Source organism: Dyella mobilis, assembly GCF_016904945.1.
Classification (GTDB): Bacteria; Pseudomonadota; Gammaproteobacteria; order Xanthomonadales; family Rhodanobacteraceae; genus Dyella_B; species Dyella_B mobilis.
In genome coordinates this window covers 441,468-454,768 of the sequence record NZ_JADIKF010000040.1, presented here as the reverse complement: position 1 = coordinate 454,768, position 13,301 = coordinate 441,468, and the positions used below count along the sequence as shown (strand labels likewise).

Below are 13,301 nucleotides of genomic sequence, written 5' to 3'. Positions count from 1 at the left end.
GCGTTTCCGCGGGTGGTTTCATCAATCATGACGACGCGCGCAACGGATCGTTGCGCGCGTCGCAGGGTCTAATGCTACGGACTGTTTCGCAACAGAGCGCAGCTTACATCTTGTATTCGCTGGACCAGTACTGCTCGATCTGCTGCACCAGCGAAGCGGGGAGCGGCACATAGTTGAGCGTGCGTGCGGCATCCTGGCCGCTGCCGTAGGCGTACTTGAAGAAGTCGAAGGCGACCTTGGTGTTGGCGGCGTTCTTCGGCGTCTTGTACATGATCACCCACGAGGTGGCGGTGATCGGCCATGCCTGGGCGCCCGGGGCATTGGTCATCAGCACGTTGAAGTCCTTCGCGCTCTTCCAGTCAGCCGTATCGGCTGCGGCCTGGAAGGTGGCGGTGGTGGGCTCCACGACGTTGCCGGCCGCGTTCTTCATCTTCGCGTAGCCGAGCTTGTTGGTCACGGCGTAGGCGTATTCCACGTAGCCGATCGAGTTCGGGATCTGGTGGATATAGGCCGAGACGCCTTCGTTGCCCTTGCCGCCGATACCGGCCGGCCACTGCACGGCGGTGCCTTCACCGACCTTGCTCTTCCATTCGGGGCTGATCTTGGACAGATAGTCGGTGAAGTTGAAGCTGGTGCCCGAACCATCCGAACGATGCACCACGGTGATGCGCGAGCTCGGCAGGTGCACGCTCGGGTTGAGCTTGACGATGGCCGGGTCGTTCCAGGTGGTGATCTTGCCCAGATAGATGTCGGCCAGGGTCGAACCGTCCAGCACCAGCGCGCCCGGGGCGACGCCGGCGATGTTGAAGGCCGGCACGATGCCGCCGATCACGTCCGGGAACTGGCCGAGGCCGAACTTGGCGAGGTCTTCAGCCTTCAGCGGCATGTCGGACGCACCGAAATCGACGGTGCCGGCCTTGATCTGCGCAATGCCGCCGCCCGAACCGATCGACTGGTAGTTGATGTGGTTGCCGGTCTTCTCGGCATAGGCCGCCGACCACTTGGAGATGACCGGATACACGAAGCTGGAGCCGGCACCGGTGATGTCGGTGGCCTGGGCCGTCATACCGAACATCGACGCAGCGATCGCGAAGGCGAGCGTGCCGAGGCGGGACGGAAGTTTGAATGAGGTCAACACAGAGGCTCCTTTGGGAGGGTTAGCGGCAAGTGAACGTCTTGATTGCCGCTATTGCAGAGGCTGCGTGTTGCAATGAGATGAGATGAATGTTGCGGTTTGATGACAGTCGCAAATTCTTGAGGCCGTCAGGGCGGCAGCATCGCGCCCACGCGCTCCAGTTCCAGCACTTCCAGCGTCCGTAAACGATTGACGATACGGCAGAAAAGCAGGGCAGTACGCTCCGCGTCGTAGACCGCCGAATGGGCTTCGCGCGAATCGAAGGTGAAACCGGCAGCCAGCACCGCCTTGCTCAGCACGGTCTGCCCGTAGGCCAGTCCGCTCAGCGTGGCGGTGTCGAAGCAACTGAACGGATGAAAGGGATTGCGCTTGTGGGCAACGCGGCGCACCGCGGCGTTGAGAAAGCCCAGATCGAAAGCGGCATTGTGGCCGACGAGGACCGCGCGCTGGCAGTCGTTCTGTTTTACGGCCACGCGCACGGCCTGAAAGATGTGGTCAAGCGCAGAGCGTTCGTCCAGTGCGCCACGCAGTGGATTGCCTGGATCGATGCCGGTGATTTCCAGCGCCCGCGGATCGATGTTGGCGCCTTCGAAGGGTTCCACGTGGGTGGACACGGCAGGGTGGGGGTAGAGATTCCCTTCCTGATCCATGCCGACGGCGACTGCGGCGATTTCCAGCAGCGCATCGCGCTCGGAGTCGAAGCCACCGGTTTCCACGTCCACGATGACAGGCAGGAAGCCGCGGAAACGTTCGGCCATTCGGGCCGCGAGACTGTTGTTGAGTTGCTCCATCGGGGAAGCATACATAGAGCGGGGAACGGGGAACAGGGAACGGGGAACGTTTAGGTTGTTGGGGGCTGAGGCGTTTCGCTTCGCGGGGAACGTGTGTTGAAAAAAGCTGGATGACGGGTGTGCAGGTGGGATGCTCTTCCCTGTTCCCCGTTCCCCGTTCCCCGTTCCCCGTTCCCCGTTCCCCGTTCCCCGTTCCCCGTTCCCCGTTCCCCGTTGATGACGACCCACGTGTCTTGTCGTCGTTCTGTCACATAACATCCATCTAACGGTAAAGCTCCCGCCCGATGATGCGCGCATCCCGTCGGCCCTCCAGGGGAAATCTCGAGGACCGGTGGATTCATCAATAAAGCGGAGACATTACATGCGTTCCAAGATGCTCACGGTGGCCATTGCTGCCGGTTTGGGCTTGACCAGCGTTACCGCTGTGTCTGCTCAGGCTACCTCCAAGAAAGTCACCGTCAGCGCCGCTGAACTGGCGCAGATGAAGGCCGAGATCGCAGCACTGGAGCAGAAGGTTTCGGATCTGGAGTCGCAGTCGGCCGCACAGACGCAGGCACAGGCTCAGACGGCCCAGGCCGTGCAGACCACGCAGGCGCAGGTTCAGGCTACGCAGGCTCAAGTGGTGCAGGCTCAGCAGCAGGCTTCGACCAAGCTTGGCGACACCTTGGGCGGCTCCGGCGGCGTGAAGTGGACCTTCGGCGGCTTCCTCGCGGCTGAATCGGCGTACCGTTCGCGCGACACGGGCGATGACGTGGCCACCAAGTTCACGGCCATTCCGTTCCAGGGCGGCACCAGCAGCGCGCCGATCAACACCACCAGCGGCGCCACCACCAGCTACCCGGTGACCAACGCCAAGAACGACCAGTTCCTGTACAGCGCTCGCCAGAGCCGCCTGACCATCAAGGCGGAAGGCGACATCAACGACTCCACGCACGTCACCGGCTACTACGAGACTGACTTCCTCGGTGGCGCCCAGACTGCCAACATGAACGAGAGCAACTCGTTCAACATGCGCGTCCGCCAGTTGTGGACGTCGATCGATTGGAACGACCTGGGCCTGCACGCATTGGCCGGCCAGGCCTGGTCGCTGCTGACGCTGGACAGCGTCGGTATCACCCCGGGCAAGGAAGTGCTGCCTCCCACCATCGACGCTCAGTACGCCGTGGGCTTCACCTGGGCTCGCCAGACCCAGCTGCGCCTCGTGAAGGACTGGGACAAGATGTGGTGGTTGGGTATCTCGGTGGAAAATCCGCAGACCGCCGGCGTTGGCGCCGTGGCGGGTCCGGGCACCAAGGGCTACTCGGCGACGACCGCGACGATCGGTGCCGGCAGCCTGTATGACTCGCTCAACTCGGTGTCCCTCAACAGCGTTCCGGACGTGCTCGTGAAGTTCGCGGCCGATCCGGGTTGGGGTCACTACGAACTGTTCGGCATCTCGCGTGAATTCACCACCCGCGTCACGCCGACCACCGCCAATGGCGGCCCCGGCGCGACCAGCAACGCGACCGCGCACGGCGGCGGCTTTGGTATCGGCATGCTGTTGCCGCTGGTTCCGAAGGTGCTGGATCTGCAGGTTTCGGGCATGGCCGGCAAGGGCATTGGCCGTTACGGCACGGCTGGCTTGAACGACATTACGTACAACCCGAACGGCGGCCCGCATCCGCTGAAGGAAAACATGGCGCTGGCCACGTTGACCTGGCATGCCACCGACGCCCTCGACGTGTACGCCGCTGGCGGCCGCGAGCAGCAGGACAGCTACGTAACCAACGGCGCGAACGGCAAGGCGTTCGGCTACGGTTCGCCGCTGCTCGGCTACAACAACAGCGACTGCCTGGTCTACGGTTCGGCTTCCGATTGCACGGGTCAGACCCGTCAGGTTTCCGAGCAGACGATCGGCTTCTGGTGGAAGTTCTACCAGGGCAAGTTCGGCAAGGTGCAGTTCGGTACACAGTTCTCGCATGCTTCGCGCCAGCTGTTTGTCGACAGCAAGGGCAATGCACCGAGCGCTTCGGACAACATGTTCTTCACCAGCTTGCGCTACTACCCGTTCTAATCGGCTGGAAGCAAAGAGCTGGACTGGTTATCAGAAGGGAGTTCGACCTAGGGATGGAAAAACGGCGGGCCTATGCCCGCCGTTTGCTTTTTGCATTTCCCCGAAATGTGGGCGGCAATGTGAATGGATGATCAGCATTGCGATCGTCATTCGTGCAGTTTCGACTTGCGGCGCAGCACGCAATTCCGATAGCTTTACCCGCATGTTTTTGCGCAGCCGCTCTCGTTCCGTCTTCACTATGCTGTGCGCGTTCGTCGCGCTGTGGCTGGCGAGTGGCTGTATCACCGGGGTGCAGGCGCGAGCGAATGCACCCGCGCAGGGCATCGAGTTATCGGTGACGCTAGATGCCGGCAGTGCTTCCGCGCATAGCGGCTGGCAACCTGTTTCCGTTGAAGTTCCGGCCAGCCATGGCGTTGCGCTCGTCGACGACGATGCCGACGAAGAAATGGCCTTGCTTTCGGCTGCGCACGTCCATCTGGACTATCTCCCTTCGCGTGCTCCACGAGGCGTGAGCGCTTCGCCGCGCCCAGCGCCAGCCGCAGCCTTGTTGCGTCCTCCGCGCATCGCCTGATGCGCTCGGCGGCCTGCCAGCCGCCCGTCTTTCGATTCAAACGACAAGCGTATTGCGCACGCCCGGCGCACGTCGGCATGCACGCGCTTGCGGCATCGCATTCCTAATTTGAACGGCGGCCCGAACCGCCGCGACATCTTGCATCGTGAGGTTTTCCATGAAACGTCTGATTCGTGGTTTCGAACATTTTCGTGAACAGGTCTTTCCGCATCAGCGCGACGTGTTCCAGAAGCTGGCGTCCGGCCAGAGTCCCAGCATCATGTTCATCACCTGCGCCGATTCGCGCGTGATGCCCGAACTGATGTTCACCACTCAGCCGGGCGAATTGTTCGTCTACCGCAATATTGGCAACATCGTGCCGCCTTATGCCCAGCACGTAAGCGGCGTGGTAGCGGCCATCGAATACGCAGTAAGGGTGCTGAAGGTGGAGCACATCGTGATCTGCGGCCACTCCGATTGCGGCGCGATGAAGGCGTTGCGCAAGCCGGAGCTGGTGCAGAGCATGCCGTCGGTCGCGGCATGGTTGAAGCATGCCGACGTAGCACGCTACGTCGTGGAGCAGAACAGCGTCGGCTTGTCGGATGAGGAATGCGTGGCGTGTCTCACCCGCGAGAACGTCGTGGGCCAGCTTGAACATCTGCGCACCCTGCCGGCGGTCGCCGCGGCCCTTGCCAGCGGCAGCCTGAGCATTCATGGCTGGGTGTACGACATCGCCCATGCGGAACTGCAGGCATTTGATGCGCAACGAGGTTGCTTCGTGCTGATCGAGCCGGGCAACGATGAATTGCCCGAAGCTACCCCGCACGTGCGCTTTGCCACGGCCGTGGCTTCGGCTGCATGAGGAGTGCATCGTGATACGAGGATATTTTTCGCAAGGCCTGTTCGGCCGTGACTTGCTCGGTTCGATCGTGGTGTTCCTGGTGGCGTTGCCCTTGTGCATGGGCATCGCGATCGCGTCGGGGATGCCGCCGGCAGCCGGCCTGATCACCGGCATCGTCGGCGGCATCGTGGTGGGGGCGATCTGCGGATCGCCCTTGCAGGTCAGCGGGCCTGCCGCGGGCCTGGCCGTGTTGGTATTCGAGCTGGTGCGCGAGCACGGTGTGGCCGCGCTAGGGCCGGTGGTGGCGCTCGCCGGACTGATCCAGGTCGTTGCCGGCCTGAGCCGGCTCGGCGTGTGGTTCCGCATGATTTCGCCGGCCGTGGTGGCCGGCATGCTGTCGGGTATCGGCATCCTGATCGTTGCATCCCAATTGCACGTATTGATCGATGCCGTCCCCAAGGCGCGCGGACTGGAAAATTTTGCCGCGCTGCCGGCCGCGTTGCATGACGCAATCAGCGGCGGAGGCGGGAATCTGGCGGCTTTGCTGGTGGGCGTCAGTACCATCGCGATCATGCTCGCCTGGGAAAAGTTGCGCCCGGCATCGTTGCGCTTCGTGCCCGGTGCCTTGCTTGCCGTGGTCGCGGTCACGGCAGCGGTGCAATGGCTGGGCACGAGCGTGAACAAGGTGGAGGTGCCATCGAATCTTTGGGCGACCGTAACGTTGCCGGCGTTCGATAGCCTGGGCGGCTTGCTGCAGCCGTACACGTTGGTGGCTGCCTTCACCTTTGCCTTGATCGCGAGTGCGGAAACGTTGCTGTCGGCGGCAGCCGTCGATCGTATGCACAGCGGCGTGCGCACTCGCTACGATCGTGAACTGGCAGCGCAAGGCGTGGGCAACCTGATCTGCGGCGTACTGGGTGCTTTGCCGATGACCGGCGTGATCGTGCGCAGCGCGGCGAATGTGCAGGCAGGATCCGCGACGCGCGTGGCAACCATCCTGCACGGCGGCTGGATCCTCGTGTTTGCGACGCTGTTGCCGTGGCTGATGCGCATGACGCCGGTGGCGTGCCTCGCCGGCATCCTGGTCTATACCGGCATCAAGATGGTGAACCTCAAGCAGATAAAAAGCCTGGCCGTCTATGGCCGCGGCACCGCGCTGATCTATGTGGCCACGACACTGGCCATCGTGGCGACGGATTTGCTGGCCGGCGTGCTGATCGGTTTTGCTCTGTCGCTGTTGCGGCTGGCGATTCAATCGTCGCGGCTGAAAGTGGGCCTGGACGCGCACCATGAGTCGGGCACTCAGTTGCTGCAACTCGACGGTTCCGCCACCTTCCTAAAGGTGCCTGCATTGGCACGAACGCTGGAACGCGTGCCGCCCAATACGCGGGTATTGCTCGAAGTGGATCGCCTTCGTCACGTCGATCAAGCATGCCTGGAATTGCTGACCGACTGGGGGCGCAATGCGCCGGTACGCGGCTGCGAGCTGGTGGTGGATTGGCACGCGCTGCACCGGCGCGTTGAGGGTGTGCGCAAGGCAGCCTAGCGAGCTGTCGCGCTGTCTCATTTCGCCGTCCCGGAGCAGGCCGGGGCGGCGTTTTTTTATGGGATGAAAAAATAGAAGTCGCCGACTCCTTCGCGTCGCGACGGGTTATTTTTCCGGCGTCTTGTCTTTATATCGGCACAGATCCCTGATCACGCATTGCGGGCAATCGGGCTTGCGCGCCTTGCATACATAGCGGCCGTGCAGGATCAGCCAATGATGCGCGTCCTGCTTGAATTCCGCCGGGATGACCTTTTCCAGTTTGTCCTCGACCGCGCGCACATCCTTGCCCGGCGCCAGCCCGGTGCGGTTTGCAACGCGAAAGATGTGCGTGTCCACGGCAATCGTCGGATGGCCGAAGGCGGTGTTGAGCACCACGTTGGCGGTCTTGCGGCCGACACCCGGCAGGGCTTCCAATGCTTCGCGGGTGTCCGGCACGTTGCCGTCGTATTGATCGACCAGGATGCGGCACAGCGCCATGACGTTCTTGGCCTTGGCATTGAACAGGCCGATCGTGCTGATGTAGCGCTTGAGCTTTTCTTCGCCCAGGTCGAGGATCGCCTGCGCCGTATTGGCAACGGGGTAGAGCTTGCGGGTGGCCTTGTTGACGCCGACGTCGGTGGCCTGGGCGGAAAGCACCACGGCCACCAGCAATTCGAAGGGCGTGGTGTAGGCCAATTCGGTGGTGGGGTGCGGATTGAGCTCGCGCAGGCGGGTGAACAGGTCGACGACGTCCGCTTTCTTCACGCTTTGGGTTCCTGTTTTTTGGCGCGTGCGCGTGCCAGTGCATCGAGCACGCTTTGGCTGGAGCCTTGCGCGTGCACCTGTGCTTTGCGTGTCGCCAGTTCGGCTTCGCGCTGGGTTTGCTGGGCGGCCAAGCGTGCTTCGCGACGCACGAAGTGCTGGCGTGCGGCGTCCACGTGCGCCGGATCGTCGGCCTGTGCCGGCGACATGGGTTCGAGCACGATGCAGTCGACTGGACAGGCCGGCACGCAGCGCTCGCAACCGGTGCAGTCGTCGGCGATCACGGTATGCATCAGTTTGTTGGCGCCGACGATCGCATCGACCGGGCAGACCTGGATGCATTTGGTGCAGCCGATGCAATCGGCTTCGACGATGCGAGCGAGCGTGCGCGGCTTTTCGACGCCGTTGTCCGGGTTCAATGGCAGCGGTGCGCGGCCGAGCAGGGCGGCGAGTTTGGCAATGCCTTCGCTGCCGCCCGGAGGGCATTGGTTGATCTGGGCTTCGCCGTTGGCGACGGCTTCCGCGTAGGGGCGGCAGCCGTGGTAGCCGCATTGCTCGCACTGCGTTTGCGGAAGCAATGCGTCAATGCGGTCAGTGAGCGAAGTGGTCACAGCCGCACCTGCTCCCTCTCCCCTCGGGGGAGAGGGCTGGGGTGAGGGGGTGTTCTGGCAGTGATCTCCACGGTCACCTGAGGCATTCGATCGCAGTCTTTAAATCTTTCGCGAGGTTGGCCCCTCACCCCAACCCTCTCCCCCGAGGGGAGAGGGAGTAAATACATCAACGTACGGTGGCGCCCGGCTTCGCTCCCTGGTCGGCGTCGAGCAGGAACAGGTCGCTGCCGCCGTCGCCGGCCGAAAGAATCATGCCTTCGGACAGGCCGAAGCGCATCTTGCGCGGAGCCAGGTTGGCGATGAACACCACGTTGCGGCCGATCAGCTTTTCCGGTTCGCCGTAGGCGGCGCGAATGCCGGAGAAGATCTGGCGCTTGCCCAGCGGGCCGGCGTCCAGTTCGAAACGCAGCAGCTTGTCCGAGCCGTCGATGAACTCGCAGGCGAGCACTTTGCCCACGCGCAGGTCGAGCTTGGCGAAATCGTCGATACCGATGACGGCGGCATCTTGCGTGGCGGTGGCGGCAGTGTTTTCGGTCATGGGCTTGCTGTCTTTCTTGGCAGGTTTCTTGGTATTGGTTTCAGCTTCTGGCGCGGCGCCCAGCGATTCCTTCGAGGCTTCGACCATCGCTTCGATGCGCTTGGGATCGATGCGCGAAAGCAACGGTTCGAATGCCTGGATACTGTGGTTGTGCAGCGTTGCCGTGGCGGCATCGAAGTCGGCGATGGGAGCAGCCAGGAATTGCTCGGCTGCTTCCACCGTCGCCGGCAGCACCGGCTTGAGCAGGCCGCCGAGCAGGCGGAAGGCCGCCAGCGAGAACGAGCACACCTGGTGCAGTTCCTCGCGCTGGCTTTCGTTCTTTGCCATCAACCACGGCGCCTTTGTGGCGATGTGGCCGTTGACCAGGTCGGCGATCAGCACGAAACGGCGCATGGCCTCGGCGAACTCACCGCTTTCATACAGCGCCGGCACGCCTTCGTAATGCGAGATCAGCACGCGCCACAGTTCGTTCTGCTCTGCCGAGAACTGCGCGGCCAGGCGGCCGTCGAAAAACTTGTGCACGAAGCCCGCGGTGCGGCTGGCAATGTTTACCCACTTGCCGACCAGGTGCGAGTTGACGCGCTCTTCGAAGGCTTTCAGGTCCAGGTCCACGTCCACCGGCGTGTCGCTCAGCATGGTGGCGAAGTAGTAGCGCAGGAATTCCGGATGCAGTCCGGCGTCCAGGTAGGTGCGGGCCTGGATGAAGGTGCCGCGCGACTTGGACATCTTCGCGCCGTTCACGGTGAGATAGCCGTTGACGTGCAGTGCGGTCGGTGTGCGCATTTGCGCACCGTGCAGCATGGCGGGCCAGAACAGGCCGTGGAAATTGATGATGTCTTTGCCGATGAAGTGATGCATTTCGGCTTCGCTGTCCGCCGACAGGAAGGCATCGAACTTCAGCCCGGTCTTGTTGCACAGGTTGAGGAAGCTCGCCAGATAACCCACCGGCGCATCCAGCCACACATAGAAGAACTTGCCTGGGGCGTCGGGAATGGGAAAGCCGAAGTAGGGCGCGTCGCGGGAGATGTCCCAATCCTTCAGGCCGCCGTCCAGCCACTCCTTCAATTTCGCCACCACGCCCGGGTTGGCGACCGGCGCACCCTTGGTCAGCTTGCCGCCGAACCAGTCGCGCAGTAGCGATTCGAACTTGCTCAGTTCGAAGAAGTAATGTTCCGAATCGCGCAGCACCGGGGTAGCTCCCGATACCACCGAATACGGGTTGATCAGGTCGGTAGGAGCGTAAGTGGCGCCGCAGTTTTCGCAGTTGTCGCCATATTGATCGGGGGTGCCGCACTTCGGGCAGGTGCCCTTGATGTAGCGATCCGGCAGGAACATCTGCTTGTCCGGATCGAACAGCTGCTGGATGTCGCGCTTGGCGATATAGCCGTTGTCGCGCAGGCGCGCATAGATCAGCGACGCCAGCTCGCGGTTCTCGTCCGAGTGCGTGGTGTGGTAGTTGTCGTAGCTGAAGTGGAAGTCGGCAAAGTCGGCTTCGTGGCCGGCACGGATGCCCTTGATAAAGGCCTCCGGCGACAGGCCGGCTTTTTCGGCGGCCAGCATGATCGGCGTGCCGTGTGCGTCATCCGCGGCGACGAAATGCACTTCGCTGCCCATCATCCGCTGCGCACGAACCCAGATATCGGTCTGGATATAGCCCAGCATGTGGCCCAGGTGCAGCGGGCCGTTGGCATAGGGCAGGGCATGGGTGACGAGTAGGCGTCGGCTCATGGATCGCGGATGCTCCAGGTGGGCCGTGCATTATGGCACGCGGCGTCGGCTGTGCTTGGCGAAGGACTGCACGGCCGGGCGGATGCCGATTTGCACGTTTGTGCACGTTTATGTATATTTATTCGTGTTGTATGCAAGGCAGGCGACACGTGAAAACGACTTACGAATCCGCGGCTGTCGGCGGGAGCATCGCTTCGCTCTCCGCTGCGCGCTGGTCGACGCGGCTGATCTTTCTGGTTTCAGGCATGTCCATGTCGGCGTGGGCGCCGATGGTGCCGTACGTCAAGGCTCGTCTGCAGTTGGACGATGGGCAGTTGGGTACGGCGCTGCTGGCATTCGGCGGCGGCTCCATGCTGTCGATGCCTTTTGTGGGCTGGCTGACCCACCGGTTCGGCAGCCGCACGGTGATCGTGGCCGCCGGCTTGTCGATGTGCCTGGCATTGCCGGCGCTTGCGCAGGTGTCCGACATCACGATGCTGATGGCGACACTGTTTTATTTCGGAGTGATGCTGGGCGCCGTGGACGTGGCCATGAATGCCTACGCCGTCGAAGTGGAGCACCGAAGCAACGATCGGCTGATGTCCGGGTTCCACGGTCTTTTCAGCGTGGGCGGCTTGTCGGGAGCGGTTGTGCTGAGTGCCTTGCTGGCGCTGGGCCTGGGCCTGACCGGTGCCGCCATCGCGATTGCCGTCACCCTCGCGTCGATCGTGCTGTGCCTGCGTAACGGGTTGCGTGGCGAGGCATTCCCGGTCGACGCCGATACCGCCCCGGAGAAAAGCCGGCTCAGCATGCCGCACGCACGCGCGTGGTTGCTGGGCCTGATGTGTTTTGCGAGTTTTCTCGCCGAAGGATCGATGCTGGATTGGAGTGCAGTGTTCCTGCGCGACATACGCGGCATGGCACCGGCGTCGGCCGGCGTGGGTTATGCCTGCTTTTCGGTGGCGATGGCGATGGGGCGGTTTTCCGGCGATCGCCTGATTGCGCGTCGTGGCCCTGCATGGGCGGTGCGCGTGGGGGCGGGGCTTGCGGTGGCGGGTTTTCTGCTGCTGGCGTGCATACCGCTGACCTTGGCGGCGTTGTCGGGTTTCGTGCTGATCGGGCTTGGCGCCTCCAATATTGTGCCGGTGATGTTCAGCGCCGCCGGACGCCTCGCCGGCACGCCGCCAGCGGTGGCCATCGCTACCGCCACCACGCTGGGCTACGTGGGTCTGCTGAGCGGTCCGGCCTTGATCGGTTTCGTGGCGCGCGCCAGCAGCCTGCCCGCGGCTTTCGTCGCGGTGGCAGGATTGCTGGTGCTGGTAGGTTTGTCGGCGAGGGTGGTGCGATGACGGGTGTTGATACGGTCATTTTCGATCTCGGGAACGTGCTGATCGGCTGGGATCCGCGGCATCTGTATCGCCGGCTGATCGACGATGAAGCACAGATGGAATGGTTCCTGCGCGAAGTGTGCAGCAGCGAATGGAACGAACGTCAGGATGCGGGGCGTCCATGGGCCGAAGCCACGGCATTGCTGCGCGCGCAATTCCCCGAGCACGCCGACTGGATTGATGCGTATCACCTGCGCTGGCAGGAAACGCTGCTTGGCCCGATCGAAGGCAGCGTGACGCTGCTGGCGGAGCTGAAGGCGCGTGGAGTGCGCCTGCTGGCGCTTACCAACTGGTCGCACGAGACCTTTCCGATCGCACGACGGCTTTACCCGTTTCTGCAATGGTTCGAAGGCATCGTGGTGTCGGGCGAGGAGCAGTTGGTGAAACCCGATCCGCGGATCTATCGACGCTTGCTGGAGCGCTACGCGGTCGAGCCGGCGTCGGCGCTCTACATCGATGACTCCGCTCGCAACGTGGCAACCGCCGAAGCATTGGGCATGCGCGGCTGGTGGTTTCGCGACCCGCCAGGCTTGCGCCGTCATTTGGTGGAACTCGGCTTGCTGGAACGTCACGCGCAGGTGGCGAACGATGGTTAAGTCAGCCCCTCCCGCCGACGATCGCAACGTACTGCCGGAAGAGCGGCAGCAGCGGATCCTTGCACGGTTGCGCAGCGAAGGGCGCGTCGTGGCAGTCGAGCTTGCCGAGGTGTTCGAAGTATCGGAGGACTCGATCCGGCGCGACCTGCGTGAACTGGCAGCACGCGGCCTGTGCAAACGCGTATACGGCGGTGCGCTGCTGCCTGCGGTGACGCTGACGCCACTCAAGCAGCGGCGCACCGAGCATCCTCTGCGCAAGCAGGCGCTTGCACGCCAGGCCGTTGGCCTGGTGAAACCGGGGCAAACGCTGTTGATCGATGCGGGCACCACCAACGCCGCCATCGCTGCGGCATTGCCGGCGGGCAGCGGGCTCAGCGTCATCACCAATGCTCCGCACATTGCGCAATTGCTGTTGGATCGCGAGGGGTTCGAGGTGCTGCTGATCGGCGGCCGCATCAGCGCTTCGATCGGCGGCGCCGTGGGTACGCAAGCGGTGGAGCAGGTACGAAGGCTGCGCGCGGATCTGTGTTTTCCCGGTGCCTGCGCCATCGATGCCGCACGTGGCTTGTGGGGTTTCGACAGCGAAGAATCGCTGTTCAAGCGCGCCATGATCGAAGCCAGCGACGAAACCGTGGTCGTGGCTACCGATGACAAACTGGGTGCCGTGGCCACCTACCAGGTGGCTGAGCTCGCACGCGTTCAACACCTGGTGGTCGAGCATTCGGCCGACCGCGCCACGCGCGCGGCGTTCTCCGTGCATGGCGTGCTGGTGCATCGTGCGGACGCTGTGCCGGGTTGATGATC

12 protein-coding genes are annotated in these 13,301 nt (G+C 63.1%); 7 read left to right on the top strand and 5 right to left on the bottom strand.

Features of this window, described 5'->3' with window-relative positions:
* Positions 1-103 precede the first annotated feature (103 nt).
* Positions 104-1,138, bottom strand: coding sequence for a phosphate ABC transporter substrate-binding protein PstS (pstS, locus tag ISS99_RS18230; RefSeq protein ID WP_284343694.1), 1,035 nt, complete (start codon positions 1,136-1,138; stop codon positions 104-106).
* 125 nt (positions 1,139-1,263) lie between these two features.
* Positions 1,264-1,926 (bottom strand): ribonuclease T, encoded by a 663-nt coding sequence (gene rnt, locus ISS99_RS18225; protein WP_204633970.1) that lies wholly within the window; start codon positions 1,924-1,926, stop codon positions 1,264-1,266.
* Between the two features lie 361 nt (positions 1,927-2,287).
* On the opposite strand from rnt, the gene ISS99_RS18220 reads away from it, so the two are divergent.
* The 4 genes from ISS99_RS18220 (at position 2,288) to ISS99_RS18205 (ending at position 6,916) form a co-directional block, all read left to right on the top strand.
* Entirely contained in the window at positions 2,288-3,979 is a 1,692-nt protein-coding gene (locus ISS99_RS18220) for a hypothetical protein (RefSeq protein WP_204633034.1), read from the top strand.
* A gap of 127 nt (positions 3,980-4,106) precedes the next feature.
* On the top strand, positions 4,107-4,550 hold the full coding sequence (locus ISS99_RS18215) for a hypothetical protein (protein ID WP_204633033.1): 444 nt from the start codon (positions 4,107-4,109) through the stop codon (positions 4,548-4,550).
* Between the two features lie 157 nt (positions 4,551-4,707).
* The gene (locus ISS99_RS18210) at positions 4,708-5,391 is read left to right on the top strand and encodes a carbonic anhydrase (protein ID WP_204633032.1); all 684 of its coding nucleotides are present in this window, start codon (positions 4,708-4,710) and stop codon (positions 5,389-5,391) included.
* A gap of 13 nt (positions 5,392-5,404) precedes the next feature.
* Complete coding sequence (locus ISS99_RS18205) at positions 5,405-6,916, top strand: SulP family inorganic anion transporter (RefSeq protein WP_284343707.1); 1,512 nt, start codon at positions 5,405-5,407, stop codon at positions 6,914-6,916.
* Between the two features lie 105 nt (positions 6,917-7,021).
* On the opposite strand, the gene nth is transcribed toward ISS99_RS18205, so the two are convergent.
* The 3 genes from nth to metG form a co-directional block, all read right to left on the bottom strand.
* The gene (gene nth, locus ISS99_RS18200) at positions 7,022-7,660 is read right to left on the bottom strand and encodes an endonuclease III (RefSeq protein WP_204633030.1); all 639 of its coding nucleotides are present in this window, start codon (positions 7,658-7,660) and stop codon (positions 7,022-7,024) included.
* Positions 7,657-8,268, bottom strand: a complete 612-nt coding sequence (locus ISS99_RS18195; protein ID WP_204633029.1) for an RnfABCDGE type electron transport complex subunit B — start codon at positions 8,266-8,268, stop codon at positions 7,657-7,659. Before ISS99_RS18195 ends, nth begins: the two co-directional genes overlap by 4 nt.
* 166 nt (positions 8,269-8,434) lie before the next feature.
* Positions 8,435-10,534, bottom strand: coding sequence for a methionine--tRNA ligase (gene metG, locus ISS99_RS18190; RefSeq protein WP_204633028.1), 2,100 nt, complete (start codon positions 10,532-10,534; stop codon positions 8,435-8,437).
* Between the two features lie 149 nt (positions 10,535-10,683).
* On the opposite strand from metG, the gene ISS99_RS18185 reads away from it, so the two are divergent.
* The 3 genes from ISS99_RS18185 to ISS99_RS18175 are packed head-to-tail and all read left to right on the top strand — an operon-like array spanning position 10,684 to position 13,296.
* Positions 10,684-11,862 carry an MFS transporter gene (locus ISS99_RS18185; RefSeq protein ID WP_284343695.1) on the top strand — a complete coding sequence of 393 codons (1,179 nt, stop codon included), beginning with the start codon at positions 10,684-10,686 and terminating at the stop codon, positions 11,860-11,862.
* On the top strand, positions 11,859-12,497 hold the full coding sequence (locus tag ISS99_RS18180; protein ID WP_204633027.1) for an HAD family hydrolase: 639 nt from the start codon (positions 11,859-11,861) through the stop codon (positions 12,495-12,497). Before ISS99_RS18185 ends, ISS99_RS18180 begins: the two co-directional genes overlap by 4 nt.
* Positions 12,490-13,296 carry a DeoR/GlpR family DNA-binding transcription regulator gene (locus ISS99_RS18175; protein ID WP_204633026.1) on the top strand — a complete coding sequence of 269 codons (807 nt, stop codon included), beginning with the start codon at positions 12,490-12,492 and terminating at the stop codon, positions 13,294-13,296. Before ISS99_RS18180 ends, ISS99_RS18175 begins: the two co-directional genes overlap by 8 nt.
* The last annotated feature ends 5 nt before the right edge of the window (positions 13,297-13,301 follow it).

Bases quoted from the DNA above. Each gene is read 5' to 3' on its own strand.
- ISS99_RS18215 (WP_204633033.1), top strand. From the start codon at position 4,107: ATGATCAGCATTGCGATCGTCATTCGTGCAGTTTCGACTTGCGGCGCA.
- metG (WP_204633028.1), bottom strand. From the start codon at position 10,534: ATGAGCCGACGCCTACTCGTCACCCATGCCCTGCCCTATGCCAACGGC.
- ISS99_RS18220 (WP_204633034.1), top strand. From the start codon at position 2,288: ATGCGTTCCAAGATGCTCACGGTGGCCATTGCTGCCGGTTTGGGCTTG.
- ISS99_RS18210 (WP_204633032.1), top strand. From the start codon at position 4,708: ATGAAACGTCTGATTCGTGGTTTCGAACATTTTCGTGAACAGGTCTTT.
- ISS99_RS18175 (WP_204633026.1), top strand. From the start codon at position 12,490: ATGGTTAAGTCAGCCCCTCCCGCCGACGATCGCAACGTACTGCCGGAA.
- rnt (WP_204633970.1), bottom strand. From the start codon at position 1,926: ATGGAGCAACTCAACAACAGTCTCGCGGCCCGAATGGCCGAACGTTTC.
- ISS99_RS18180 (WP_204633027.1), top strand. From the start codon at position 11,859: ATGACGGGTGTTGATACGGTCATTTTCGATCTCGGGAACGTGCTGATC.